We start from the raw sequence: 23,251 nt of genomic DNA, 5'->3' as shown, positions 1-23,251 counted from the left end.
GGCCCACCGGCCCGAACAGGGCGGCGGGCGCGGCGAGGCTGCCCTGGGCGAGGCTTCCTCGGGCGAACCCGCAGGCGGCGCCCGCGAGCACGGCGCGGCGGCTGGGTCGGTCGGTGGTCACGCGGGTCTCCGGTCCGCCTCCATTGAACCACGACCGCGCGACGCGATCGAGCGCGGCGCCGGTCGCGATGCAGGCCGCCCCTCGACAATCGCCGGGGATGCCCCACCCTCAGGCCGGGGTGGCGGATCGGCATCAGCGACGGGACACGGCATGGCACAGCATCCTGCGATCGAGCCCGGCCGCGCGGCCGTCGTCACCGGCGCGGCGAGCGGCATCGGGCTCGCCGCGGCCAAGGCCTTCGCGCGCGCGGGGATGAACGTCTGGCTCGCCGACCTGCCCGGCGACGCCCTGGACGCCGCCCGCGCCGCGGTGGCGGCCCTGGCCGCGGTCGAGGTCCGCGCGGTGGCCACCGATGTCGGGCAAAGCGGGGCGGTGGAGGCCTTGCGCCAAGCGGTGGAGAAGGCGGGGCCGCCGGCCGTGGTGATGCTGAACGCCGGCATCGAGGCCGGCGGCAGGCTGTTCTCCGACGCGGCCACGTGGCGCCGCATCCTCGACACCAACCTCTGGGGGGTGGTCAACGGCATCCAGGCCTTCGCGCCGGGGATGATCGCGGGGGGCCGGGCCGGTGCGATCGTCGTCACCGGCTCGAAGCAGGGCATCACCACGCCGCCGGGCAACACGCCCTACAACGTCTCGAAGGCCGGGGTGAAGGCGGTGACCGAGGCGCTGGCGCACGACCTGCGCGGGCGCGAGGGCTGCCGCACCAGCGCGCACCTGCTGATCCCGGGCTTCGTCTACACCGGGCTGACGCGGGCCCGCGGCGTCGCCGAGAAGCCGCCCGGGGCCTGGACGCCGGAGGAGACCGTCGCGTTCATGCTGGAGCGGCTGGCCGCGGGCGACTTCTACATCCTCTGCCCCGACAACGAGACCACCCGCGCGCAGGACGCGGGCCGGATCGCGTGGGCGGCCGGCGACGTCATCGAGAACCGCCCGGCCCTGTCGCGCTGGCACCCGGATTTTTCCGAGGCGTTCACGCGGTCGATGGAGCCGTAGGATCATGTTCGACGCTGGAACATCAGGAGGCCGCTCGTGTACACGGTGAGGGCGAACGACCACGCGGGGCGCCCCGCGACCTTCGCGTGCGGCACCGCCGATCAGGCCCTGGAGAAGACCTGGGAGCTGGCGCGGCGGGGCTTCAAGGACATCCTCGTGACCGATCCGAAGGGTCGGGAGAGCAATGCGGCCGCCTTCGAGCGCTCGCTGGATCTGGAGTGACGCCCTGAGAGCGTGCGGGGACGCTCAGGTTAGGTGCCCCTAGTGGTTTGAGTGAGAGGTTTCCGTGCGGTTTTGAGGCGTGGGAGGCATGTCCCAGGCTTCCGCAAGGAGGTTGCTGCGATGGCCCGTGGCGCCAGACCGGCCAAACGCGATCTGACCGCGGACGAACTCGCGGCCGGAGGGCCTCGTGCGGCGGCGCACCGTCGGTCAGGCGCTGGCCCAACCGCACAAGACCGAGACCTTCAAGCTGTCGACCGATCCCGCCTTCGTCGACAAGGTGCGGGACGTGGCCGGCCTCTCCATGGCCCCGCCCCACCGTGGTGCTGTGCGTCGATGAGAAGCCGCAGATCCGGGCGCCGACCGGCACCGCGCCCGTGCTGCCGATGCGACCCGGCCCGCTTGAGCGCCGGACCCAACGCCGCCACGGCACGACCGACCTGTTGGCCGCCCTCGACGTCCAGGCGGGTACCGTGATCGGCCGCTGCACACGCCGGCACCGCTCGGTCGAGGTCCGCGCCTTCCTCGATCGGAGCGAGGCGGGCGCGCCGGGAGACCTCGACGTCCGCCGCGGGCTCGACAACGCCGCCACAGGACCAAAGTGATCCACGGCCGGCTCGTGAAGCGCCCGCGCTGGCACCTGCCCTTCACACCGACCTCGGCCTCCTGGCTCAGCCGCGCCAAGGGCGATCAGGACGATCGTCGTTCAGCGAGCACCGGGCTCGGCAACGATCGACCCTAACAGGAACCGAAAGGGCGAGCAGCGCATCATCCCGCCGAAGCCCGCCCGCCGAGGCGCTCAGGTCGAGGAGGCGGAGCATGTCTGATTGCCGCAGTCTCGAAGGCCCCTGGCCGCCGCCGGAGATCATGCGACCCGACCGGCGGCGGTATCCATCGCCTCGCCCCCGGCGATTGTCCCGCCATGCGGGTCGACCAGCCCGCGACTTTCCACAAGCCGGCCGGCCATCAGGCTCGCTTCGTCGTCGCCGTGATGATGTGGCCGACCTCCAACTGACCATCACAAACGTGCGGTCGTCGCCTGTAGATGGCGGCTTGGTCGTCGACGGCTTCCTCGGAGGTCGAAGATCACGCAACACTGCCGTGCGGGCGCCGTTGTTCTCCACGTCCTTCGGTCTGAAGATGGTGCGGGTGGCCGGGGTCGAACCGGCACTCCTTGCGGAACCGGATTTTGAATCCGGCGCGTCTACCAATTCCACCACACCCGCATCGAGCCGCTTGGCTCCCATGCGGCTCCTAGCCTATTTCCGGCCGTCTGTGGAGCCGCATTCCTCTCGATCGCGAACGTCTGTTTCCGCTCGCCTTTCAACGCACCGCGATCTTCGGTCGCTTGGTCGACAAGCCGCTTTTTAAGTCGCCTACGTCCACCAATTCCGACATACCCGCAGTGCTCGCCTCTTCGCACAGGTTCAGCGTCCGGGCCAAGCGGGTTTCCGCGGCGTCGCGTCCCGATCCCGGTTCGCTGCCCTGGCCCGCGCGCGCTGACCGTGCTCAAAGGGCGCCCCGTCGCCCGGATGCCGTGATGAGACCCCGATGATCCGCCGCCTCTACGAGGGGATACTCGCGCTCTCGGGCAAGCCGTCGGCGCCCTACGTGCTTGCCGCCGTCGCCTTCGCGGAGAGCTCGTTCTTCCCGGTCCCGCCCGACGCGATGCTGGTGCCGATGTCGGTGAGCCGTCCCGACCGGGTCTGGCTCTACGCGCTCATCGCCACGGCGGCCTCGGTGGTGGGTGGCCTTGCCGGCTACGCCATCGGCGCGCTGCTCTTCGACTCGCTCGGGCAGTGGCTGATCGCGCTCTACGGCCTGCAGGGCTCGGCCGCGACCTTCCAGGATTCCTACGCCCGCTACGGGCACTGGGTGATCCTGCTCAAGGGCCTGACGCCGATCCCCTACAAGCTCGTGACCATCACCTCGGGCTTCGCCCATTACAGCTTGGCCTGGTTCACAATCCTGTCGATCCTCACCCGCGGCGCGCGCTTCTTCATCCTGGCGGGGCTGCTCGGGCGCTACGGCGTGCAGATCCGGGGCGTGCTCGACCGGCACCTCAACGCCGTGGCGGCGATCTCCGTCGCGGTGATCGTCCTCGGCTTCGCCCTGTTCAAGGTTGTCCTGTAGATGCCGGGTCTTCCTATCGATGCAAGGTCGTCCGATCGATGAATGACGTCGCCCTGCTGCGCTTGAAGCGCGTCGCGCTCGGCCTCCTGATCGCTGCGGCGGCGACGGTGGGTGCCGCCCTCGTGCTTCAGTTCGGCTACGGCTACGCGCCGTGCAAGCTCTGCCTCACCGAGCGGCTGCCGTACTACGCCGCGCTTCCCCTGAGCCTCGCTGCCCTGTTCCTGCCCGAACGGCTCGCCCGCCTCGCCCTCGGCCTCGCGGCCGCTTGCCTGCTCTGCGGTGCCGGCCTCGGCGCGTACCACGCGGGCGCGGAGTGGGGCTTCTGGCCCGGTCCCACGGATTGCGGCGGCGGAACCGGGGCGAATCCTGACGGGATCGGCGATTTCCTCGACGCGCTGCGCAGCACCAAGGTGGTCGACTGCGCGACGGCGGCCATGCGGGTGCTCGGCGTGTCGCTCGCCGGCTGGAACGCGGTGGTCGCGTTCCTCCTCGCGAGCGTTGCCGGCACGGTCGCGATCAGGCCGTAATGGATCAGTTCCGGTCGTCGGGCATCACCGGCAGGGGGGCGACGTCGATGCCCTCGTCGATCAGGGCGCGGGCCTCCTCCGGGCTCGCCTGCCCGTAGATCGCGCGCTCCTTGCCCTCGCCGTAATGGATCTTCCGGGCCTCCTCCGGGAAGCGCGCGCCGACGTGCTCGGCCGACGCGGCCACCTGCTCGCGCACGGCGCGCAGCATCGCGCGCAGGCGCCGCTCGGGCTCGGCGACCATCGGCAACGCCGACGGTGACGGAGCGGGGACCGGTGCCGCCTCGGCAGGAACGGGTGCGCGTGCCCGGTCGGTGCGGGCGAGGTTCGGCGCCATCAGGCCCTTGGCGACCCGTGCGGAGTCGCAGACCGGGCAGGTGACGAGGCCGCGCGCGGCCTGGGCGTCGAAGGAGTCGGCGGACGGGAACCAGCTCTCGAAGCCGTGCCCGGCCTCGCAGACGAGGCTGTATCGGATCATGCCGACGCGCCCTCGGACCGGCCGACGCGCTCCACGGTGAAGGGCTTGGCGTGCTCCAGCGCCGGGATTCGCCCGCGTGCGTCCGCGACGGCCGACAGGTCGATCTCGGCCAGGATCACGCCGGGCTCGCACCCGCCGGCATCGGCCAGCACCCGGCCCCACGGGTCGACGATCAGCGAGTGGCCGTAGGTCTCGCGCCCGTCCTCGTGGCGTCCGCCCTGGGCCGCCGAGATCATGAACGATCCGGTCTCGATGGCGCGGGCCCGTTGCAGGACGTGCCAGTGCGCCTCCCCGGTCTGCTTCGTGAAGCAGGCGGGTGCCGTCAGCACCGACGCGCCCGCCTCGGCGAGCGCCCGGTAGAGGGCCGGGAAGCGGATGTCGTAGCAGATGCCGAGCCCGATCTCGGCCCATGGCGTCGGCGCGACGACGGCGCAGACGCCACCCGCGTAGGTCGCGGATTCACGCCAGCGCTCGCCGCTCGGCAGGTCTACGTCGAAGAGGTGAAGCTTGTCGTAGCGCGCCGTGACCGCGCCTTCGGCATCGATCAGGAAGCCGCGGTTGGCGATCTTCCCGCCCGCCCGGATGGCGAGCGAGCCGACCTGGACCACGGTGCCGGTCTCGCGCGCCGCGTCGCGCAGCGCGGACAGCGTCTCGTCCTCGCCCTCGCTGCGGACCACGTCGAACAGGCGCGCCCGGTCGCGCTCGACCAGCGAGGTCATCTCGGGCGTCTGGACGTAGTGCGCACCGCGCGCGGCCGCTTCGCGCACGCCCGCCACCGCGGCATCGCGGTTGGCGGCGGCATTCCGGCCCGAGCGCATCTGCACGCAGGCCGCGGTGAAGCGCCCCTCAGGCATTCGCGGCCGCCTTGAGCAGCGAATCGAGCGTCCCGGCCCGCTCCAGGGCATAGAGGTCGTCGCAGCCGCCGACGTGGGTCTCGCCGACGAAGATCTGCGGCACGCTGGTGCGGCCGCCCGCCCGCTCGACCATGGCCGCGCGGGCGCCCTGCGTCTTCTCGACGTCGAGTTCGCGGAACGCGACGCCCTTCTCCCGCAGCAGGCTTTTGGCCGCCGAGCAGTAGGGGCACCACGCCGTGGTGTAGATCGTGACCGGCTGCATGGGCGTGCTCGCGTCCCGCGGATGACGCGAACCATATAGGGGGCGTTCGCTTCGATTGCCTGTGGCCGGAACGTCACGGCGCGCCGCGCGAAGCCTCGCCGCGTGGCGCCTCAGGCGGCCAGGAGCTTCTCCACCTCGTTGACGAGGTCGCGCAGGTGGAAGGGCTTGGACAGGACCTTGGCGTCCTTGGGGGCCTTCGAGTCCGGGTTCAGCGCGACGGCGGCGAAGCCCGTGATGAACATGACCTTGATGTCCGGGTCGAGTTCGGTGGCGCGGCGGGCGAGTTCGATCCCGTCCATCTCCGGCATCACGATGTCGGTGAGCAGCAGCTCGAAGGGCTCTTCGCGCAGGCGGTTGTAGGCGGACAGGCCGTTGTCGAACGACAGCACGTCGTAGCCCGCGTTCTGGAGCGCCTTGGCCAGGAACCGGCGCATGTCGTTGTCGTCTTCCGCCAGGAGAATTTTCATCGGACGGTTCCGGACCCTCGATTCCCTCGTTCATTCCATAAAGGGCGGCCTCGGTAAACAAGGTGTTAGGATTCGGCGGGCAGGCGGGTGACAGGCCGCACCCGCCTGCCCGCGCCCCGACCTCGCGCGCGGTGGACAGGGCCGCTTGGCCGCTCCAGAGTAACGCTCCCCGTGCCCTGGCCGACGGTGCGCCTTCCCGCCGATGATCACGCCCCTTCCGGACCCGACCGATGCCTTCGGCTTCGCCCCGGCCTTCGCCGTGGACGAGCCCGCCCGGCACGTCCTGCCCTTCGTCTTCAACACCGGACATTCCGGATCGGCCTATCCGCCAGCCTTCCTCAAGGCGTCCCGCCTCGACGGCCTGTCGCTGCGCCGGTCCGAGGACGCGCACGTCGACCGCCTGTTCGCCCACGTGGTCGAGCTCGGCGCGCCCCTGCTCCGGTGCAACTTCCCGCGCGCCTACCTCGACGTGAACCGCGAGCCCTACGAGCTCGACCCGCGGATGTTCGAGGGCCGCCTGCCGGCCTTCGCCAACACCCGCTCGATGCGGGTCGCCGGCGGCCTCGGCACCGTGCCGCGGGTCGTTGCCGACGGACAGGAAATCTATGCCGGGCGCATGCCGGTGGAGGAGGCGGTCGCGCGCATCGACGGCCTGTACAAGCCCTACCACCGGGCGCTGCGCGGCCTGATCCTGCGCACCGCGCGGGATTTCGGGCACTGCATCCTGATCGACTGCCACTCCATGCCGTCGTCGAGCCTGGGGCGGGACAGCGACGCGCGGGCCGACTTCGTCCTCGGCGACCGCTTCGGCACGGCCTGCGAGGCGGGCCTGATCGATGCCTTCGAAGGGGCGTTCCGCGCCCGCGGCTACAAGGTGGTGCGCAACAAGCCCTACGCGGGCGGCTTCATCACCGAGCATTACGGCGAGCCGAACATCGGCCGGCACGCGCTCCAGATCGAGATCAACCGCGCCCTCTACATGAACGAGGCCAGCCTCGCGATCACGCCGGGTTTCTTCGGGTTGGTGGACGCCCTCCGGGCGGTGATCGTCCAGGTCGCCGACGACCTGGGGTCGGCCGCCCCGCACAGGATCGCCGCCGAATAGTCCTGGGCGAAGCGTCTCCCGGCCCGGACTTGCCTGCCCGTACCTGCCTGATCGATGCGGACCAAAAGCAGAAAAAAAGGCCACTCCCGAAGGAGCGGCCCGAAGTCTAGGGAGGAAACGCCCAAGAAGGGCTGCCGGACCGCGACGCCATCGCGATCCCGCAACGCACAAACTACACTGCGTCGCACCAAGCGCAAGCGCTTGGGCTACGCGCACCGTGCATGCCGCCACCGCGTTCCATGCAGGAAGACGGTGAGCGAGGCCCCGCTCAGTGCTCGGCGAGCAGCTTGGCGATCTCGGCCCTGAGCGGGCCGGCCAGCTCCTTGCGGTCGAGGGCATAGGCGATGTTGGCGGTCAGGAAGCCGAGCTTCGAGCCGGTGTCGTAGGTGCGGCCCTCGTAGCGCATGCCGAAGAAGTCCTGGCTCGCCATCAGCCTGATCATCGCGTCGGTGAGCTGGATCTCGCCGCCGGCGCCCCGCTCGCCCTGCTCCAGGATCGGGAAGATCTCGGGCTGGAGGATGTAGCGTCCGGAGATGATGAAGTTCGACGGCGCGGTCCCCTGCTTCGGCTTCTCCACCATGCCGGTGACCTCGAAGGTCTGACCGAAGGTCTGCCCGACGCTGACGATGCCGTACTGGTGCGTCTCTTCCGGCGCCACCTCCTCGACGGCGATGACGTTGCCGCCGTGGCGCTCGTAGGCCGAGAGCATCTGCCCCATGCAGCCCCGGCTCAGCATGTCCGGCAGCAGCACGGCGAAGGGCTCGTCGCCGACGATCTCGCGGGCGCACCACACCGCGTGCCCGAGCCCCAGGGGCGCCTGCTGCCGGGTGAAGCTGGTCTGCCCGGCCGCCGGCAGGTCGCGCTTGAGCGCGTCGTAGGCCGCCTGCTTGCCGCGTTCCTGCAGCATGTGGTCGAGCTCGAACGCGATGTCGAAGTGGTCCTCGATCACGGCCTTCCCCCGGCCGGTGACGAAGATGAAGTGCTCGATGCCGGCCTCGCGCGCCTCGTCCACCACGTGCTGCACGACCGGGCGGTCGACCACCGTCAGCATCTCCTTCGGGACGGCCTTGGTGGCGGGCAGGAAGCGGGTGCCGAGGCCCGCGACGGGGAGGACGGCCTTGCGGATCGGTTTCATCGTGACGGGACCCGTTGTGGCGCGCGTCGGGACGCGTTGTTGCTGCGGCTGACATAGCACGGCGCGCGCCGAGCGCATCGTGCGGCCGTGCTGCGTTTCGGGCGAACGGATGCCTGCGGCGCCGAGGCAACACGCGATCAGGCGGCCCGCTGAACGGCGGTCGGACGGTCGGACACGCTGAAGAGGCAGGTCGTGGCGAAATCCGCGTCGAACTCGGGCGGCACCGAGAGGCCGGGCGGCAGGGCCGTGAGCCTTTGACAGGACACATGCTCGAAACCGGCGGTGGCTTGGATGCGTCCATTGGAGCGTGGGAACGCGATGACAGCGGCGACCTGGAGCGCCACGGCGACGCGCAGGCCGTCGAGAAGAAGGGCGCCAGTGCCCCGCCGGAAACCTGCGCGTTCGACCATAGATCTCGCGCCGCTGCCCGTGGACATGTGTTGATCCGGGCGAGACTGCGACCGCATAGGGCAACGTCCTACACGGAGACTGTCAGCTCGGCGGCCAGCGGAAGTCGTCGGCGCGGCCGGGCTGAGGCATCGGCGGCGCGCCGCGCTGAAGCGTGCGCTCGACGGTGCCGGTGGCGTCGCCGTCGTGCGGGCGGCCGCTCGTGAGCGTGCCGCCGGGCGAGAGCTCGGCCCGGCCAAGCGGCACCACCGGTCCGGCCGCGGGCTTGACCGGCAGGGCCGGCACGCCGGGCGGTTCCGGCAGGCTCGGCAGCATCGCGGTGATCTGGCGGTCGATCGCGGCGACGTCGTCGAGCTTCGGGGCTGTTGCGTCGGGCGTCGCGGCCGGAACCGCCGGGACCGCGGCCGCGGGCGGTTCGAGCGCGACCGGAGCCGCGTTGCCCATCAGGCGCTTCAGCTCGACATCGACGAAGTGCGCGAGCTTGCGGGCACCCGCGTGGGTGAAATGCACGCCGTCCGACGTCCGCAGCTTGGCGTTCTGGCCGTCGAGGTCCGGTCCGTCGGCGGTGTAGTGGTTGCGGTCATCGGTGAAGCCCGGCCAGATGTCGACGTAGGTGGCGCCGGCCTTGGCAACGCGCTCGCGGGCGAGGTCGTTGATGCTGGCGAGATCCCGGGTCAGGGTCTCGCTGCGCATCGGCGGCGTCCCGACCCAGACCAGCGCGATCTTGCGATCGGAGAACACCTTGACGAGCGCGTCGACGCGGCCGCCGTAGACCTCGCGCCAGCGATCGGTGAGCGGGTCGAGGGTCTGGTCGCCCTCGCGGATCGGCTGGCGGTCGTTGGCGCCCAGCATGACGACGGCGAAGCCGACCTTCGGGTTTGTCTTGAGGTAGTCCTCGGCGGCCTTCGGCCAGTCCACGACATCCTTGCGCACGATGCCGCTGTCGCCCTTGGTGCGGTCGATCACGGCGACATCCGCCTTGTCCGCGAAAACGTCTCCGAGGCCGCGACTGAGGTAGTCGGCCAGGAAATCGCCGAAGACCGCGATCTGCACGGTCTGTTCGGTCTTCGGGGCCGCGGGCTTCGGCGCGGTGACGACCGGTGCGGACCGCGTCGGCGGTCGCCTGGATGGGCGGTCCCCCTCGCTGTTCGCGGCCGGTGCGCGGGCGCGCGGCTGGCGATAGGTCGGTTCGGCCCGAGGCTCGACCTTGCGGGGCTGGTCTTCCCAGGGCCAGTAGAACTGGCGCGGAGCCTCCTGGGGCGCGGCGCGGCGCGGTGAACGCGCGTAGCCGTCGTCCTCCCGATAATAGGCATCGCGCGAGCGGCGGCGCGGCGCGTAGCCGTCGCGGGGCCGATCATCGTAGCTGTCGCCCCACTGCGCCCGCGCCGGCTGTGCCAGCGTCGCGGCGAGCGGCAGGGTCAATGCCGCGGCGAGGAGGAGACGCAGCGCCCCGGCCCGCGGGGCCGATCGGACGGTGGCAGGTCTGGCCGAGATCATCGCATTCCCACTCCCGCGCCGCGCGCCTTGAGCGCGGGCCGGTCCATCGAGACCATAGAGGAGGAGACGGCCGGCGTCTAAGAGCGCTCACGAACCGCCCGTTCGACCACCGCCCCGACGCGGGCAGCGATGGCGCGCGGGCGGCTCGCGGGGAACGCTAGAGTGCTTCCCGACGAAGTGGACACCGGTTCGTTACAAGGAAGCACGTCAAAACAAGACCTTAGAGCCGTGCCCGACCCAACGTGGTCGGGCACGGCTCTAAGGCCGGCGCAGGAGGCGGTCGCGGAGCGCCGGCGTGGCGTAGCCGTCGGCGGTGAGACCTTCGCGGATCTGATAGCGGCGCACCGCCTCGCGCAGCTTCGGCCCGGCCCGGCCGTCGCTCGCGCCGGCATAGAGCCCCTCCGCCGCGAGCCCCTGCTGGAGCGCCTGAAGGCCGGCCGTGTCGAGGCGCGCGGCGCCGCTCGGCCAGGGTGCTGTAAGCGGCGGGCCGCCGCCGAGCCGGTCGGCGAGGTGGCCGACCGCGAGCGCGTAGGAATCCGAGGTGTTGTAGCCCCGGATCACCTCGAAGTTGTCGGTGATCAGGAAGGCGGGGCCGCCGATCCCGCCCGGCAGGAACACGGAGGCGGAGCCCGTGCCGGGCAGGGCGGCCCCGTCGGCGCGCCGGACGCCGCGGCGCGCGAACGCGGAGAGGTCCGCGGCATAGTGCGTCAGGTCGAAGCCGGGGGGCAGCCGCACCTCGTAGCCCCAGGACAGACCGGGATTCCAGCCGAGGTCCTTCAGGTAGGCGGCGATGGAGGCGAGCGCGTCGGCCTCGCTCGTCCAGATGTCGCGGTGTCCATCCCCGTCGAAGTCGACCGCGTGCGCCAGGAAGGTCGAGGGCAGGAACTGCACCTGTCCCATCGCCCCGGCCCAGCTTCCCGTCATGCGCGCCGGCGCAACGTCGCCGCGTTCCAGGATCGCGAGCGCGGCCAGCAGTTCGTTGCGGAACAGGTCGCCGCGGTGGCGGGCGGCGGCCAGCGTCGCGAGCGCGCGGATCGTCGGCACGGTTCCGCCGCTCGCCCCGAAATCCGACTCGACCCCCCAGAGCGCGAGGAGGACGGGGGCCGGCACGCCGTAGCGCGCCTCGATGCCGGAGAGCGTGGCGCCGAGTGCCGCGGCCCGCGCCCGGCCGCGGGCGATGCGGCCGGGCGCCACCGCGCCGACGAGGTACTCCCAGACCGGCCGCCCGAACTCGCTCTGACCCCGGATGCGGGCAAGGACTGCCGGATCGGGCGCGACGCCGCGGAGCGCCGCGTCGAAGGTCGTTGCGGAGACGCCTCCCGCCACGGCGTCGACGCGGAGCGCCTCGATGAAGGTTGTGAAGGCCGACGCGCTCGGAACCGCGCCGCCGCGCCCCCTCTCCCGTGCGGGAGAGGGTTGGGGTGAGGGATCAGGTTTGTCCGTAGAAGCCGCATCCCTCTCTCGAACGGGAGAGGGGACCCGCGCTGGTTCCGCCAGCGGTGCGATCACGGAACCGCCGATACAGAGCGTGAGGATCATGAGGCGGCTGGAGCGCACCCCCTCAGCGCCGGTTGCGCTTGGTCAGCGCATCCTCCCAGGCCAGCGCCTGCCCGACGATGGCCGCGAGGTCGTCGTGCTTCGGGCGCCAGCCGAGCCGGTCGCGGATTTTCGCGGCCTCGGCGACGATCCGCGCCGGGTCGCCCGCACGGCGGGGCGACAGGCGGACGTCGAAGTCGCGGCCCGACACCCGCTTGACCACGTCGATCACCTCCAGCACCGAGTAGCCGCGACCGTAGCCGCAATTGAGCGTCAGGCTCTCGCCCCCGGCCCGCAGGTGGTCGAGGGCGACGCGGTGCGCCTCGGCCAGGTCCGAGACCTGGATGTAGTCGCGCAGGCACGAGCCGTCGGGGGTGGGATAATCGGTGCCGAACACGTCGAGATGGCCGCGCTGGCCCAGAGCCGCCTGGGTCGCGACCTTGATCAGGTGCGTGGCGTTCGGCGTCGACTGCCCGGTGCGCCCGCGCGGGTCGGCGCCGGCGACGTTGAAGTAGCGCAGGATCACGTAGGTCAGGTCGTGGGCGGCGGCGGCGTCCTGGATCATCCACTCGCTCATCAGCTTCGAGCGGCCGTAGGGATTGATCGGGTTCGTCCGCAGGTCCTCCGGCACCGGCACGGTCTCGGGCTCGCCGTAGACGGCCGCCGTCGAGGAGAAGATCACGTGGCGCACGCCGGTACGCACCGCCGTCTCGATCAGCGCGCGGGTCTTGACCGTGTTGGCGAGGTAGTAGCCGAGGGGATCTGCGACCGAGTCCGGCACGACGATGCGGGCGGCGAAGTGCGCCAGCGCGTCGATCCGGTACTGCAGGATCGTCTCGGTGACGAGGCCCTGGTCGGCCACGTCGCCGCGCACGAGCTTGACCTCGGGCGGCAGCGCCCAATCGAACCCGGTCGAGAGGTCGTCGAGGACGACGACCTCCTCGTGCCCGGCATCCTGGAGCGCCAGCACCATGTGGCTGCCGATGTAGCCGGCGCCCCCCGTGACCAGAACCGCCATCGCTCCTCCGATCCCTGCGCATGTCAGGCAAGGCTACACAATGGCAGGGAACGGATGAAGCGTCTTCGTCGGCATGGCCGGGCCTGGACGGCTGATCGGATGACCGGGCGCACGGCTGACACACGGCCGGGTGGCCGCGCAAAGCCCGGGTCCGCGGCGGGACGCTGCGCCGACACAACGTCAGGGGGCCGGGATGACGCCGCCGTTGCGGCATCCCTGATCTCTGAACGGCTCGGTCGGTGAGGAGAGCGGTGGATTGTCGGGAACACTGAGTTCAGCACGTCACCCACAACGGCATGCGCTCCCACTAAAACATTCAATTCGCTGCATGATTCGTGGTGCGGCAGGGTAGCTCGGGGCAATCGGCCCTAGAGGAGGGCAGGTGAGGGCGCGCCAGTCCATCTTCGCCGCTGCGATTGCGTGGGTTCGACGGCTCAAGTTGGCCGAAGAACGAACCCGCTGCCCGGGAGGAAGCGCGTGGTGAGGGCGCAGTAAAGTCAGGACTGTTGCGCGTCGTTTGAGCCACATCGAGTGCGGGCGGAGCACACGGTTAAAGCTTTATCGGCAATGGGACCGCCCACGCGATTAGGCAGACCTGTTGAGCTGGAGGACAAAGCGCCAAAGCGGGTTTCATGGAGTCAGCGCAGATAAGGAGCCGCGAGCGCCCGGGGTGCGGTCTGGCGGCCGACGAGGCCCGCTACGGCCAGGAAGGCCAGCAGGTAGGGCATCATCACGAGGAGCGCGTTCGGCACCGCGAAGCCCATGGCCGGAAGCTGGAACTGGAGCGCCGTCGCCGCCCCGAAGACGAAGCAGGCGAGCACGGTGCGGCCCACCGTCCAGTTGCCGAAGATCACCGCCGCGATGGCGAGGTAGCCCGCCCCGTTCGTCATCCCCTCGGTGAAGGTGTGGATGTCGCCGATCGACAGGAAGGTGCCCGCGAGCCCCGCCAGCAGCCCGGTCACCACGATCGCTCCGAAGCGCACGCGTTCGACCGAGAGCCCCGCCCGCTCGACGGTGCGCGGGTCCTCACCGACCGCGATCAGGGTGATGCCCATCGCGGTCCGCCGCAGGACGAAGGCCGCCACCGCCACGATCAGCACCGCCGCGTAGACGAGCCAGACCTGGCGGAACACCGCCTCGCCGAAGACGGGGATGTCGCGCAGGAGGGGCGGCGCCCAGGTCGGGAAACCGGGGATCGCCTCGCGGGAGCGGGCACCGAAGACCTCACGGTAGGCGAGCGTCGTCGCGCCGAGGACGAGGATGTTCAGGCCGAGGCCGGTCACGACCTGATTGGCGCGCAGGGTGACCGTGAGGACGGCCTGCGCCAGGGCCACGGGCAGCGCCACGAGCAGCCCGCACAGGAGACCGAGGCTCGGGGAGCCGGTGGCCCAGGCCCCCATCGCGCCCCCGAAGGCGCCCGCGAGCATCATGCCTTCGATGCTCATGTTGAGGACGCCGCCGCGCTCGCTGATCAGTTCCCCGATCGCCGCGATCAGCAGCGGCACGGCGAGGCGGATCGAGGAGCCGAGGAACACGGCGAAGAGCTCGGCGGTCATCCGCGTCCCCTCAGGTCTGCGCCCGGCGCCCGTCGAGCCAGAAGGCGGCTCCGGCGACGGCGAGGATGATCAGGCCCTGAAGAACCTGGATGAGCGCGGTCGGCACGCCCGCCCCCATCTCCATGCTGATGCCGGCCGAGCGCAGGAAGCCGAACAGCAGCGCGGCCGCCACCACGCCGAGCACCGAGCCGCGGGCGAGCAGGCCGACCACGAGGCCGTCGTAGCCGTAGCCGGAGGAGAAGCCCGTCTTGAGGGCGTACTGCTCGCCGAGCAGCATCAGGCCGCCGGCGAGACCGCCGAGGGCGCCCGCGAGCGCCAGCGCGACGATCACGGTGGCGGAGAAGGAGAAGCCCGCGCGCGTCGCCGCCGTGGGGTTGAGCCCGACGGCCCGCAACTGGAAGCCGAAGCGCGAGCGGGCCAGCACCAGGGCGACGACGAGCGCCAGCCCGAGCCCGAGCCCGAGCCCGCCCGTGACCGGGGCTGCGGGATCGCCCGTGAGCAGCGGGATCTGCGTCGCCTCCGGGATCGGCAGGGATTCGGGCAGCGTGGCGGCATTGGTCATCGGCCGGCGCAGGAGGGCCTCCGACTGGACGCACCAGTAGACGAGCCACACGGCGATGAAGGAGAGCAGCAGGGTGCTGATCACCTCGTTGGTGCCGATGCGTGCCTTGAGGACGCCCGCGAGCGCGGCCCAGGCGGCCCCGGCGATCGTTGCGGCGGCGAGAGGCAGGACGAAGGCGAATCCGAAGGGCAGGCCGGAGACGCCGCCGTGGAGCGCGACCGCCGTCGCGGCGATGCCCCCGACGGCGATCTGGCCTTCGCCGCCGACGTTCGTCAGGCCCGCCCGGGCGGACAGCACGAAACCGAGGCCGACGAGGGCATAGACGACCGTGCGGTTCAGGGAGACCGAGATCGCGTAGGCCGAGCCGACCGTGCCGTCGAGGAAGCTCTCGAAGGCGTCGCCGAGCGGCACCCCGAGGCCGGCGACGAGGGCGACGCCGACCAGCATCGCCGCCAGGACCGCGAGAACCGGGATGGCCAGCCCGAGGGGGACGAGGCGCAGGCCCGCGAAGCCGGAACGCCTGCCGGCCGGCCTCATGCGGCGGCCCGCTCGGGGAACTGGCCCGCCATCATCGCGCCGATGGCGTCCCGGTGGCGGCTGTCCGCGGGCCGCTCGCCGACGATGCGGCCGCGATAGATCACGACGACGCGGTGGGCCACGGTGAGAACCTCGTCGAGTTCCGAGGAGACCAGCAGCACCGCGACGCCCTGCGCGCTCGCTTGGCGGATCAGGCCGTAGACGGCCTCGACGGCGCCGACATCGAGGCCGCGGGTCGGCTGCGCCGCAAGCAGGAAGCGAAGGCCCGGGGCCGTCAGCTCGCGGGCGAGCACCGCCTTCTGCTGGTTGCCGCCGGAGAGTCGCCCGAACGTCGCGTCCGGGCCGGTGGCGCGCACGTCGAAGCGCTCCATCAGTGCGGCGGCCGCCTCCCTCATGGCGCCGCGCCGCAGGAGGCCCCATCGCGTGAAGGCCCCGGTCCGATTGAGGAACAGGTTCTCGGCGACGCTCATCTCCGAGATGGCCCCGACCCGGTGGCGGTCCTCCGGCACGATCCCGATGCCGGCCTTCGTGAAGGCGGCAGGCGAACGGACCGTGAGATCGGTGTCGCCGATGAAGAGCCGCCCGCCGTCCGGCCGGCGCAGGCCGGCGAGCACCATGCCGAGCTCGCTCTGCCCATTGCCCTCCACGCCCGCGAGACCGACGATCTCGCCGGCCCGAAGGGTCAGGGTCACCGCGTCGAGGCGGAGCACGCCGTCGGGGTCGCGCGCGGAGATGCCGTCGATCCGCAGCACGTCCGCGCCCCGATGCGCTTCGACCGGGGATGCCGCGGGCGGAGCCGGGGGAGCGGCCTCGGCAATGCCGAGGGTCGCGGCCATCGCGGGATCGAGGGCGTCGACGTCGCGCCGGATCATGGCGCGGACCAAGCGGTCGATCTCGCGGGCGGGCGCGTCGGACGTCGCCGCGACCCGGCCCTGACGCAGCACCGTCGCCCGGTCGGCGATGTCCCGGATCTCGGCGAGCTTGTGGGTGACGAGGAGGACGGCGGCGCCCTCCTGCGCGACGCGACGGCAGACCGCCAGAAGGCTGCGGATCTCGTCCGGAAGGAGTACCGCGGTCGGCTCGTCGAGGATGAGCAGGCGCGGCTCGAGCATCAGGCATTTGACGATCTCGACCCGCTGGCGCTCGCCGATCGAGAGGTCTCCGACCCGGGCGAAGGGCGCGAGTGCCAGTCCGTAGCGCTCGGCGAGGGCGTCGACGCGCCGCGCCCAGGCCTTGCGGTCGAGCAGACCGCGCGTGCGGCCGAGCATCAGGTTGTCGACGACGCTGAGTTCGTCGACGAGGCTGAAATGCTGGTGGACCATGGCGATGCCGGCCGCGAGCGCGTCGCGCGGACCCTCCGGCCGGAAGGATTGCCCGTCGATCCGCATGCCGCCCACGTCCGGCGCGTGGACGCCGAACACGAGGTTGCACAGGGTCGACTTGCCCGCGCCGTTCTCTCCGAGCAGGCAGTGGATCTCCCCGGCGTGCAGGGCGAGGCCGACATCGGAGAGCGCCGTGAAGGTCCCGAAGCGCTTGGTCAGGCCGTCGAGGTGCAGCCGCGGCGGCGCGGCCCGCGAGGCGGGGTCCCTCACCCCTCCAGAACCTTGATCTTTCCGGCGAGGATGTCGGCCTTGATCGCGTCGAGCCGAGCCTTCATCTCCGGCGTGCCGCCGCAGACCACGATGTCGGAGGCTTCCGGCCCCATGGCGAGGCCGAAGGGCTTGTAGCCCGCGGCCCAGGTGCCGGCCAGAACCTGGTCGATCGCGTAGCGCACCTGGTAGCCGACGCCGGTGATCGAGTAGGCGATGGTGAGCGGGTCGGTGCCGCAGTAGTTCGTGTAGCTGCCGACGATGTGCGTGCCCTTGTCCTTGGCCGCCTGCTCGAGGCCGCGCAGGCCGAGGTTCAGGATGTGGTAGTGCACGTCGGCGCCCTGCGCGATCGCGGCGAGGGTGGCCTCCTTGGCCTTGGCGACGTTGTCGAAATCGCCGGTGTAGTTCTCGAAGTACTTGACGTTCGGATTGACGCTCTTGGCGCCGAGGCCGAACTCCTTGCCGGCGTTGACGATGGAGGGCAGCTCCATGCCGCCGACGTAGCTGACGCCTCCGGTCTTCGAGAGCATCGCCGCGGCGGCTCCGGCAACGTAGGCGATCTCGGCCTGCTTCACGTCGTAGCCGGCGACGTTCGGCGCGGACTCGCCCGCATTGCCGCCGACGATCGAGAACTTCACCTTGGGAAACCGCTTGGCGACCTTGTAGACCGCGCCCTGCGTCTGGCCGCCGACGCCGATCACCAGGGCGTTCTTGGTGGCGAGCTGGGTCAGCGCCTGCTCCATGTCGGCGTAGTTGATGTTCTCGATCGTCTGGACCTTGATCGCGTCGCCGTGCTGCTTCTGCGCGGCCACGAGCCCGTCGTAGCCGGACTCCATCCAACCCTTGTCCGACTTCGAGCCCGGGATGAGGATCCCCACCCGCACCGGATCGGCGGCGACGGCCTGCCGGGGCAGAGCGCCGAGTCCGAGCGCGAGGGCGAGGCCGCCCGCCGCGGCAAGAATGGCGAGGCGGCGTCGGCTCGGAGGCAGGGTCGGCATGGATAGGTCCCCGATGTTCTGAGGGCGGCATGCGAATCCGCCTGCATTCGGCGGGTTCGCGTTTTCCCCGCTCCAGCAGCAACCGCCATGCCAGCGGGGCAAGCCGCTCTGAAGATTGGGGAACGGCCATATCCAGGCGCCTGATTTGAAGTAAGTGGTTATTTACTCGGCAGGCCGGGCAGGCGGTCTGCCGCCTCGGCGGGCAACCGAGTCTCATCGCGGCGGCCCCCCGCGTCGGTGCTGCTTCGCGCGTCGGATCTGGCGGGCGACTTGCAGTCCACCGGCGCATCGAACCACGGGATTGCGGAGGACGCGATGACGATCGTGCCGGGCGAGGCAAACGAGGGGGTGCCGGGCGCGGGGCGCCTCGGCATCGGACGGACGTATCACTGGAGGGCCAGTGCGGAGCGGGTCGACATGGCCATGGCGCAGCCCGCGCCCGTCCCGCTGGATCTGCCCACGGCGCCCCAGGCCGTGACCATCGACCTCCTGCGCACCGCGATCATCGTCGTCGACATGCAGAACGACTTCTGCGCCGCTGGCGGATGGGTCGACCATCTCGGGGCGGACTTCACGCCCGACCGGGCACCGATCGCGCCGCTCCAGCGCCTGCTCCCGCCCTTGCGCGCGGCCGGCGTGCCGGTGATCTGGGTGAACTGGGGCAACCGGCCGGACCTCGCCAACATGCCCCCGAACCAGATCCATCTCTACAAGCCGACCGGAACCGGGATCGGTCTCAGCGATCCGCTCCCAGGGCACGGCGCGAAGGTGCTGGAGAAGGATTCCTGGGCCGCCGCGGTCGTGGACGAACTGGCACCGGAGCCCGCGGACATCCGGGTCGACAAGTACCGGATCAGCGGCTTCTGGGACACGCCGCTCGACTCGATCCTGCGCAACCTCGGCACCCGCACGGTGCTGTTCGCGGGCGTGAACACGGACCAGTGCGTGCTGCACTCCCTCACCGACGCCAACTTCCTCGGCTACGGCTGCATCCTGGTGGAGGATTGCTGCGCCACCACCTCGCCGGCCTTCTGCACGGAGGCCACGGTGTGGAACGTGAAGAAGTGCTTCGGCTTCGTGACCGGGTCCGAGGCGATCCTCGAAGCGCTCGCCGGCCGCGCCGCGTGACACCGCCCGCGTTCCGCTCCGAGGCCTTCGTTCCCGGCCCGCGCGGATCCCTGCCGCCGACGGGGTCGGGACGCCTCGACGGCCTGCGCTTTGCCGTGAAGGACCTGATCGACGTCGAGGGCCTCGTCACGGGCGCCGGCAATCCGGACTGGCGCGCCGGCCGGGCCCCGGCCGCCGCCTCCGCCCCGGTGGTGGCGATCCTGCGGGCAGCGGGCGCCGCCTTCGTCGGGCAGACCGTCACGGACGAACTGGCCTTCAGCCTGGAGGGCGCGAACGTCCACGACGGCACGCCGCCTAACCCGGCCGCGCCCAACCGGCTGCCGGGCGGCTCGTCGAGCGGCTCGGCCGCGGCGGTGGCAGGCGGTGCGGCGGAGATCGCCCTGGGTACGGATACCGGCGGCTCGGTGCGCGTGCCGGCCGCGTTCTGCGGGCTCTACGGCATGAGGCCCACGCATGGGCGGATGAGCCTCCAGGGCGTCGTGCCGTTCGCGCCGAGCTACGATACCGTGGGCTGGTTCGCCCGCGACGCGGAAACCCTCGCGCGGGCCGGGGAGAGCCTGCTCGGCGCGGCGGCGGGGCCGCCGATCACACGCTTCCTCATCGTCGAGGACGCCTTCGCCCTCGCGGATGCCGGCCTCGCGCGGGCGCTGCTGGCGGTCCTGCCGCCGGATCTCGCGGGCGCGGAGCGCGTGAGGGTCTTTGCGGAAGGGACGGGGGCTTGGCGCGAGGCCTACCGCGTCCTGCAGGGCGCCGAGATCTGGCGAAGCCTCGGACCCTGGATCATCCATGCGCGCCCGCGATTCGGGCCGTCCATCGCCGAGCGCTTCGCCGATGCCGCCGGCATCACGGATGCGGACGTCGCACGCTGGCAGCCGGTTCGGCGGGCGATCCGCGCACGGGCGCGGGGCCTTCTCGCGCCCGGCACGGCCCTTGTCGTGCCGACCACGCCGACCCCGGCGCTGCCGCGCGATGCCGACGCTGCGACCCTCGGCGATTTCTACGCCCGCGCCCTCCCGCTCACGGGGATCGCCGGGCATGGCGGCTTGCCGCAGGTGACGCTTCCCGTGGCGCGCCTTCATGGGGCGCCCGTCGGACTTTCCCTGATCGGAGCCGACGGCGCGGACGCGGCGCTGATCGCTGCCGGCCAAGCCCTGTTCGGAGGACGTCCGCTCGCATGACCGGCGACTCCCGAACGGAGGCACCCGCAGCCACGCCGCGCAAGCGCCGCCGGGCGTCGACGCCGGGTACTGCCGCCGAGACGACGCGCGATCGGCTGATGCGCGCGGCGCGGGCCGAGTTCACGCAGCACGGCTTCGCGGGCGCCCGGGTCGAGCGCATCCTCGCCAAGGCGCGGGTGAATCCGCGGATGCTGTACCACCACTTCCCGGGCAAGTCGGGTCTCTACGTTGCGGTCCTGGAGGACGCGCTGGGCGAGCTTCGCCAGCATGAGCTGAGACTCGACGTCGAGCGTGCGGACCCCCTGGAGGGCCTGCTGCAGCTCTTCGATTTCCTCAACGACCACTTCGAGGCCAACCAGGACCTCGTGCGGCTCCTCAGCAACGAGAACCTCCTCAAGGCGCGGTTCATGCGCCGCTCGGCGGCAATCCGCGAGATGTCCTCGCCGACGCTCGCGATGATCGATCAGCTCCTCGCCCGCGGCAGCGAGTCGGGGCATCTGGCTCCCGGGCACGATGCTCTGCGCCTCTACGTGCACATGGTGGCGCTGACCCAGTTCCACCTCTCGAACGTGCACACGCTCTCGGTGATCTTCGACCAGGATCTGGCGGATCCGCACTGGCGCGCGGCGCGCAAGGCCGATGCCCGGACGATGCTGCGACATTTTTTACTGAAGATCGAGTGAGAATTTTCATCGACATGTAAATCTTACAACAATCGAAGTTTTTACAGCAGATAATCAACTAGAAGACGGCATTGTGGAAGACTGTCAATTGAAATAAGCGAGCACATCGGCTTGCCGAGCTTCCGTCCGATTTTCAGACCAAGGATTATGGAAAAACTAAAAAACTTCGTGGTGTTTAATAACTCAGCCCCCAGCTCAGGGGCTTCTTCATGTCCTCGACGCAGCGTTGAGCATCGTTGGCTATGGGTCAGGCCGCAGCACCTGGCGGAGGTGAGGATGGCGCCAAGCTGTCGGACACCTCGAAGAACCGCATGCTCGGGCAGTTCGGAAGGCGATTTGACGATGCAGGCAGGTCCGGCCTGATCGGTCGGCAGTCTGGCGGAGTGTCGTGGGCGGGCTTGGCGTTGCGCTACGCTCGCCACCCGAGATCCAGCGCCCTCGTGATAAGACAGGCTAGACCGCTGCCCGGATTGCGGCAGCGACAGCCTCCGGATACTCCTCGTGCGGGCTCAGCGCCCCAGGCACCGACACACCCGCGACCCGGCCTGAGCCCACGAGAGCGTCCATCTCGGCGCCCGAGCGGCCCGGGGCATGCTCCGGCCGCAGCACCCGGATCGGCGGCAGGCTCGGGCCGAACAGGTCGAGGAACGCGTCCCGCGTGCCCACCGGATCGAGGCCGCCGGTGACGAAGGCCGCGGTGCCGAAGCGGGCGCCGGGCTGGCAGGTGACGGCGTGCTTGCCCGCGATCACCGCCTCCGTCACCCGCCCGGGATCAGCGTAGACGTGGGCGCGCATCATCCGTCCAATCACGCTGGGCCGGATGTTGAGACCGTAGAGGGCGTCGCCGAGGAGCGGCGCCTCGACGGCACGGCGGATCGCGGTGAACAGGCCCTGCCGCTCCGGCCCCATCGCCGTTGGCAGCGGTCCGCGCCACGTCGGCGCCACCAGCACGAGCCGCGCGAACGTGCCGGGATGCCGCCGCGCGGCGGCGACGAGGTAGCCGGCCGCGTGGCCGGCAGCGATCCCCAGCGCGTAGGGCCCGGGCGCGGCGGCCAGCAGCGCGTCGAGGAAGGCGTGCAGGGTGGCCGGGCTCAGCGGCAGCCGCCCGCGGGGCCGGTCGCCGAAGCCCGGCCAGTCCGGTACGAGGCAGCGATGGTCGTCTCCGAGGGCGCCCGCGAGATCCCGCATCTCGGCCCGCGACGAGATCGTGGAGAGCGCCGGCAGCAGCAGCGCCTCGGGGCCCGCCCCCACTTCGTCGCAGGGCGTCGGCACCGGGCGCCCGGCGACGACGAGGTCGAGGGTCCGCGTCGTTTCCATGGCGTGGTGGTCCGAACGCGCGAAAATCAGGTGCGCAGGAGCTCGTTGATCGCCGTCTTGGCGCGGGTGCCGGCATCGACGCGCTTGACGATGACGGCGCAGTACAGCCCCGGCCCGGCCGAGCCGTCCGGCAGCGCCTTGCCCGGCATGGTGCCGGAGACCACGACGGAGTAGGGCGGCACGCGTCCGTAAAAAACCTCGCCGGTGGTGCGGTCGACGATCCGGGTCGAGGCGCCGATGTAGACGCCCATCGAGAGCACGCTGCCCTCGCCGACGATCACGCCCTCGGCCACCTCGGCGCGCGCGCCGATGAAGCAGTTGTCCTCGATGATGACGGGGTTGGCCTGGAGCGGCTCCAGCACCCCGGCGATGCCCGCGCCCCCGGAGATGTGGCAGTTCGCGCCGACCTGGGCGCAGGAGCCGATCGTCACCCAGGTGTCGACCATGGTGCCCGCGCCGACCCGCGCGCCGAGGTTGACGAAGGAGGGCATCAGCACGGCACCCGGCGCGACGTAGGCGCCGCGGCGCACGAAGCAGCCGGGCACGGCGCGAAAGCCGCCCGCGCGGAACTCGGCCTCAGTCCAGCCCTCGAACTTCGAGGGCACCTTGTCCCACCATGGGGCCGCGCCGGGGCCGCCGGAGATCGGCGCCATGTCGTTGAGGCGAAACGACAGCAGCACCGCCTTCTTCAGCCACTGGTTGACCACCCAATCCTGGTTGCCGTGCTTCTCGGCGACGCGGGCCGCGCCGGAGTCGAGCAGGGCGAGTGCCGCCTCCACTGCCTCGCGCACGGGGCCGCGGGTGGTGGCGTCGATGCCTGCGCGCTCCTCCCAGGCGGTCTCGATGGTCCGGGCGAGGTCGGCGTGGGACATGGGTCTTCCGGGCAGGGTCTTCGCGGGCGCCCGTGCTTACAAGGGGGCGTCCGGCCTGTCACCTGAGGGTCGTGTCTCGGT

General features: G+C 71.1%; 23 protein-coding genes, 1 tRNA gene and 1 pseudogene. 9 read left to right on the top strand and 16 right to left on the bottom strand.

Annotated elements, in window-relative coordinates:
- The first annotated feature begins 271 nt into the window (after positions 1 to 271).
- The 3 genes and pseudogenes from ACFE8Y_RS11305 to ACFE8Y_RS11295 form a co-directional block, all read left to right on the top strand.
- Positions 272 to 1,114: an SDR family NAD(P)-dependent oxidoreductase gene (locus ACFE8Y_RS11305; RefSeq protein ID WP_375464482.1), complete on the top strand. Its 843-nt coding sequence runs from the start codon at positions 272 to 274 to the stop codon at positions 1,112 to 1,114.
- A 36-nt stretch (positions 1,115 to 1,150) separates the two neighbouring features.
- On the top strand, positions 1,151 to 1,336 hold the full coding sequence (locus tag ACFE8Y_RS11300) for a hypothetical protein (protein ID WP_375464481.1): 186 nt from the start codon (positions 1,151 to 1,153) through the stop codon (positions 1,334 to 1,336).
- 220 nt (positions 1,337 to 1,556) lie between these two features.
- Positions 1,557 to 2,021: pseudogene (locus tag ACFE8Y_RS11295) on the top strand (IS630 family transposase); the annotation flags it as partial.
- Between the two features lie 453 nt (positions 2,022 to 2,474).
- On the opposite strand, the gene ACFE8Y_RS11290 reads toward ACFE8Y_RS11295, so the two are convergent.
- Positions 2,475 to 2,559, bottom strand: a tRNA-Leu gene (locus ACFE8Y_RS11290).
- A 325-nt stretch (positions 2,560 to 2,884) separates the two neighbouring features.
- On the opposite strand from ACFE8Y_RS11290, the gene ACFE8Y_RS11285 reads away from it, so the two are divergent.
- Positions 2,885 to 3,466, top strand: a complete 582-nt coding sequence (locus tag ACFE8Y_RS11285) for a YqaA family protein (RefSeq protein WP_375464480.1) — start codon at positions 2,885 to 2,887, stop codon at positions 3,464 to 3,466.
- Positions 3,467 to 3,504: 38 nt separating this feature from the next.
- Positions 3,505 to 3,993, top strand: a complete 489-nt coding sequence (locus ACFE8Y_RS11280) for a disulfide bond formation protein B (protein ID WP_375464479.1) — start codon at positions 3,505 to 3,507, stop codon at positions 3,991 to 3,993.
- 4 nt (positions 3,994 to 3,997) lie between these two features.
- On the opposite strand, the gene ACFE8Y_RS11275 is transcribed toward ACFE8Y_RS11280, so the two are convergent.
- The 4 genes from ACFE8Y_RS11275 to cpdR all read right to left on the bottom strand — a co-directional run bounded on the left by ACFE8Y_RS11275 (position 3,998) and on the right by cpdR (position 6,051).
- Positions 3,998 to 4,468 carry a DUF1178 family protein gene (locus ACFE8Y_RS11275; protein WP_375464478.1) on the bottom strand — a complete coding sequence of 157 codons (471 nt, stop codon included), beginning with the start codon at positions 4,466 to 4,468 and terminating at the stop codon, positions 3,998 to 4,000.
- Positions 4,465 to 5,322, bottom strand: coding sequence for a carbon-nitrogen hydrolase family protein (locus ACFE8Y_RS11270; protein ID WP_375464477.1), 858 nt, complete (start codon positions 5,320 to 5,322; stop codon positions 4,465 to 4,467). Before ACFE8Y_RS11270 ends, ACFE8Y_RS11275 begins: the two co-directional genes overlap by 4 nt.
- The gene (gene grxC, locus ACFE8Y_RS11265; RefSeq protein WP_375464476.1) at positions 5,315 to 5,584 is read right to left on the bottom strand and encodes a glutaredoxin 3; all 270 of its coding nucleotides are present in this window, start codon (positions 5,582 to 5,584) and stop codon (positions 5,315 to 5,317) included. The genes ACFE8Y_RS11270 and grxC overlap by 8 nt, the downstream gene beginning before the upstream one ends.
- Before the next feature lie 110 nt (positions 5,585 to 5,694).
- On the bottom strand, positions 5,695 to 6,051 hold the full coding sequence (gene cpdR / locus ACFE8Y_RS11260) for a cell cycle two-component system response regulator CpdR (RefSeq protein WP_003603128.1): 357 nt from the start codon (positions 6,049 to 6,051) through the stop codon (positions 5,695 to 5,697).
- A gap of 202 nt (positions 6,052 to 6,253) precedes the next feature.
- Here cpdR and ACFE8Y_RS11255 point away from each other — a divergent pair, with 202 nt between their 5' ends.
- Positions 6,254 to 7,156 carry an N-formylglutamate amidohydrolase gene (locus tag ACFE8Y_RS11255; protein ID WP_375464475.1) on the top strand — a complete coding sequence of 301 codons (903 nt, stop codon included), beginning with the start codon at positions 6,254 to 6,256 and terminating at the stop codon, positions 7,154 to 7,156.
- Between the two features lie 268 nt (positions 7,157 to 7,424).
- On the opposite strand, the gene ACFE8Y_RS11250 is transcribed toward ACFE8Y_RS11255, so the two are convergent.
- The 9 genes from ACFE8Y_RS11250 to ACFE8Y_RS11210 form a co-directional block, all read right to left on the bottom strand.
- Positions 7,425 to 8,291 (bottom strand): UTP--glucose-1-phosphate uridylyltransferase, encoded by an 867-nt coding sequence (locus tag ACFE8Y_RS11250; protein ID WP_375464474.1) that lies wholly within the window; start codon positions 8,289 to 8,291, stop codon positions 7,425 to 7,427.
- 137 nt (positions 8,292 to 8,428) lie between these two features.
- A complete protein-coding gene (locus tag ACFE8Y_RS11245) occupies positions 8,429 to 8,728 on the bottom strand; it encodes a hypothetical protein (RefSeq protein ID WP_375464473.1) in 300 nt (99 codons plus the stop codon).
- A 55-nt stretch (positions 8,729 to 8,783) separates the two neighbouring features.
- Entirely contained in the window at positions 8,784 to 10,196 is a 1,413-nt protein-coding gene (locus ACFE8Y_RS11240) for a DUF459 domain-containing protein (protein WP_375464472.1), read from the bottom strand.
- Between the two features lie 258 nt (positions 10,197 to 10,454).
- A complete protein-coding gene (locus tag ACFE8Y_RS11235) occupies positions 10,455 to 11,705 on the bottom strand; it encodes a lytic murein transglycosylase (protein ID WP_375464471.1) in 1,251 nt (416 codons plus the stop codon).
- A 52-nt stretch (positions 11,706 to 11,757) separates the two neighbouring features.
- Positions 11,758 to 12,750 (bottom strand): UDP-glucose 4-epimerase GalE, encoded by a 993-nt coding sequence (gene galE, locus ACFE8Y_RS11230; RefSeq protein ID WP_375464470.1) that lies wholly within the window; start codon positions 12,748 to 12,750, stop codon positions 11,758 to 11,760.
- A gap of 638 nt (positions 12,751 to 13,388) precedes the next feature.
- Positions 13,389 to 14,306, bottom strand: a complete 918-nt coding sequence (locus tag ACFE8Y_RS11225) for an ABC transporter permease (RefSeq protein WP_375464469.1) — start codon at positions 14,304 to 14,306, stop codon at positions 13,389 to 13,391.
- Positions 14,307 to 14,316: 10 nt separating this feature from the next.
- On the bottom strand, positions 14,317 to 15,405 hold the full coding sequence (locus ACFE8Y_RS11220) for an ABC transporter permease (RefSeq protein ID WP_375464468.1): 1,089 nt from the start codon (positions 15,403 to 15,405) through the stop codon (positions 14,317 to 14,319).
- Entirely contained in the window at positions 15,402 to 16,997 is a 1,596-nt protein-coding gene (locus ACFE8Y_RS11215; RefSeq protein WP_375464467.1) for an ABC transporter ATP-binding protein, read from the bottom strand. Before ACFE8Y_RS11215 ends, ACFE8Y_RS11220 begins: the two co-directional genes overlap by 4 nt.
- Positions 16,994 to 17,992, bottom strand: coding sequence for a BMP family protein (locus tag ACFE8Y_RS11210; protein ID WP_375464466.1), 999 nt, complete (start codon positions 17,990 to 17,992; stop codon positions 16,994 to 16,996). Before ACFE8Y_RS11210 ends, ACFE8Y_RS11215 begins: the two co-directional genes overlap by 4 nt.
- A 315-nt stretch (positions 17,993 to 18,307) precedes the next feature.
- On the opposite strand from ACFE8Y_RS11210, the gene ACFE8Y_RS11205 reads away from it, so the two are divergent.
- Genes ACFE8Y_RS11205 through ACFE8Y_RS11195 form a run of 3 tightly spaced genes read left to right on the top strand, consistent with a single transcriptional unit; the run spans position 18,308 to position 20,981 of the window.
- Positions 18,308 to 19,120 carry a cysteine hydrolase family protein gene (locus ACFE8Y_RS11205; RefSeq protein ID WP_375464465.1) on the top strand — a complete coding sequence of 271 codons (813 nt, stop codon included), beginning with the start codon at positions 18,308 to 18,310 and terminating at the stop codon, positions 19,118 to 19,120.
- The gene (locus ACFE8Y_RS11200; protein WP_375464464.1) at positions 19,117 to 20,298 is read left to right on the top strand and encodes an amidase; all 1,182 of its coding nucleotides are present in this window, start codon (positions 19,117 to 19,119) and stop codon (positions 20,296 to 20,298) included. Before ACFE8Y_RS11205 ends, ACFE8Y_RS11200 begins: the two co-directional genes overlap by 4 nt.
- The gene (locus ACFE8Y_RS11195; protein ID WP_375464463.1) at positions 20,295 to 20,981 is read left to right on the top strand and encodes a TetR/AcrR family transcriptional regulator; all 687 of its coding nucleotides are present in this window, start codon (positions 20,295 to 20,297) and stop codon (positions 20,979 to 20,981) included. Before ACFE8Y_RS11200 ends, ACFE8Y_RS11195 begins: the two co-directional genes overlap by 4 nt.
- Before the next feature lie 453 nt (positions 20,982 to 21,434).
- Here ACFE8Y_RS11195 and ACFE8Y_RS11190 read toward each other — a convergent pair whose 3' ends face one another.
- Entirely contained in the window at positions 21,435 to 22,298 is an 864-nt protein-coding gene (locus ACFE8Y_RS11190; RefSeq protein WP_375464462.1) for an alpha/beta fold hydrolase, read from the bottom strand.
- 26 nt (positions 22,299 to 22,324) lie between these two features.
- Complete coding sequence (dapD, locus tag ACFE8Y_RS11185) at positions 22,325 to 23,170, bottom strand: 2,3,4,5-tetrahydropyridine-2,6-dicarboxylate N-succinyltransferase (RefSeq protein ID WP_375464461.1); 846 nt, start codon at positions 23,168 to 23,170, stop codon at positions 22,325 to 22,327.
- Between the last annotated feature and the right edge of the window lie 81 nt (positions 23,171 to 23,251).

Source organism: uncultured Methylobacterium sp. (assembly GCF_964242245.1).
In the GTDB taxonomy this organism is placed as follows: domain Bacteria; phylum Pseudomonadota; class Alphaproteobacteria; order Rhizobiales; family Beijerinckiaceae; genus Methylobacterium.
The sequence above is the reverse complement of the archived record's forward strand: the minus strand, read 5'-3'. Positions and strand labels throughout refer to the sequence as shown.

Bases quoted from the DNA above. Each gene is read 5' to 3' on its own strand.
- ACFE8Y_RS11305 (WP_375464482.1), top strand. From the start codon at position 272: ATGGCACAGCATCCTGCGATCGAGCCCGGCCGCGCGGCCGTCGTCACC.
- ACFE8Y_RS11285 (WP_375464480.1), top strand. From the start codon at position 2,885: ATGATCCGCCGCCTCTACGAGGGGATACTCGCGCTCTCGGGCAAGCCG.
- ACFE8Y_RS11280 (WP_375464479.1), top strand. From the start codon at position 3,505: ATGAATGACGTCGCCCTGCTGCGCTTGAAGCGCGTCGCGCTCGGCCTC.
- ACFE8Y_RS11275 (WP_375464478.1), bottom strand. From the start codon at position 4,468: ATGATCCGATACAGCCTCGTCTGCGAGGCCGGGCACGGCTTCGAGAGC.
- ACFE8Y_RS11270 (WP_375464477.1), bottom strand. From the start codon at position 5,322: ATGCCTGAGGGGCGCTTCACCGCGGCCTGCGTGCAGATGCGCTCGGGC.
- grxC (WP_375464476.1), bottom strand. From the start codon at position 5,584: ATGCAGCCGGTCACGATCTACACCACGGCGTGGTGCCCCTACTGCTCG.
- cpdR (WP_003603128.1), bottom strand. From the start codon at position 6,051: ATGAAAATTCTCCTGGCGGAAGACGACAACGACATGCGCCGGTTCCTG.
- ACFE8Y_RS11255 (WP_375464475.1), top strand. From the start codon at position 6,254: ATGATCACGCCCCTTCCGGACCCGACCGATGCCTTCGGCTTCGCCCCG.
- ACFE8Y_RS11250 (WP_375464474.1), bottom strand. From the start codon at position 8,291: ATGAAACCGATCCGCAAGGCCGTCCTCCCCGTCGCGGGCCTCGGCACC.
- ACFE8Y_RS11245 (WP_375464473.1), bottom strand. From the start codon at position 8,728: ATGTCCACGGGCAGCGGCGCGAGATCTATGGTCGAACGCGCAGGTTTC.
- ACFE8Y_RS11240 (WP_375464472.1), bottom strand. From the start codon at position 10,196: ATGATCTCGGCCAGACCTGCCACCGTCCGATCGGCCCCGCGGGCCGGG.
- galE (WP_375464470.1), bottom strand. From the start codon at position 12,750: ATGGCGGTTCTGGTCACGGGGGGCGCCGGCTACATCGGCAGCCACATG.
- ACFE8Y_RS11225 (WP_375464469.1), bottom strand. From the start codon at position 14,306: ATGACCGCCGAGCTCTTCGCCGTGTTCCTCGGCTCCTCGATCCGCCTC.
- ACFE8Y_RS11220 (WP_375464468.1), bottom strand. From the start codon at position 15,405: ATGAGGCCGGCCGGCAGGCGTTCCGGCTTCGCGGGCCTGCGCCTCGTC.
- ACFE8Y_RS11210 (WP_375464466.1), bottom strand. From the start codon at position 17,992: ATGCCGACCCTGCCTCCGAGCCGACGCCGCCTCGCCATTCTTGCCGCG.
- ACFE8Y_RS11205 (WP_375464465.1), top strand. From the start codon at position 18,308: ATGACGATCGTGCCGGGCGAGGCAAACGAGGGGGTGCCGGGCGCGGGG.
- ACFE8Y_RS11195 (WP_375464463.1), top strand. From the start codon at position 20,295: ATGACCGGCGACTCCCGAACGGAGGCACCCGCAGCCACGCCGCGCAAG.
- ACFE8Y_RS11190 (WP_375464462.1), bottom strand. From the start codon at position 22,298: ATGGAAACGACGCGGACCCTCGACCTCGTCGTCGCCGGGCGCCCGGTG.
- dapD (WP_375464461.1), bottom strand. From the start codon at position 23,170: ATGTCCCACGCCGACCTCGCCCGGACCATCGAGACCGCCTGGGAGGAG.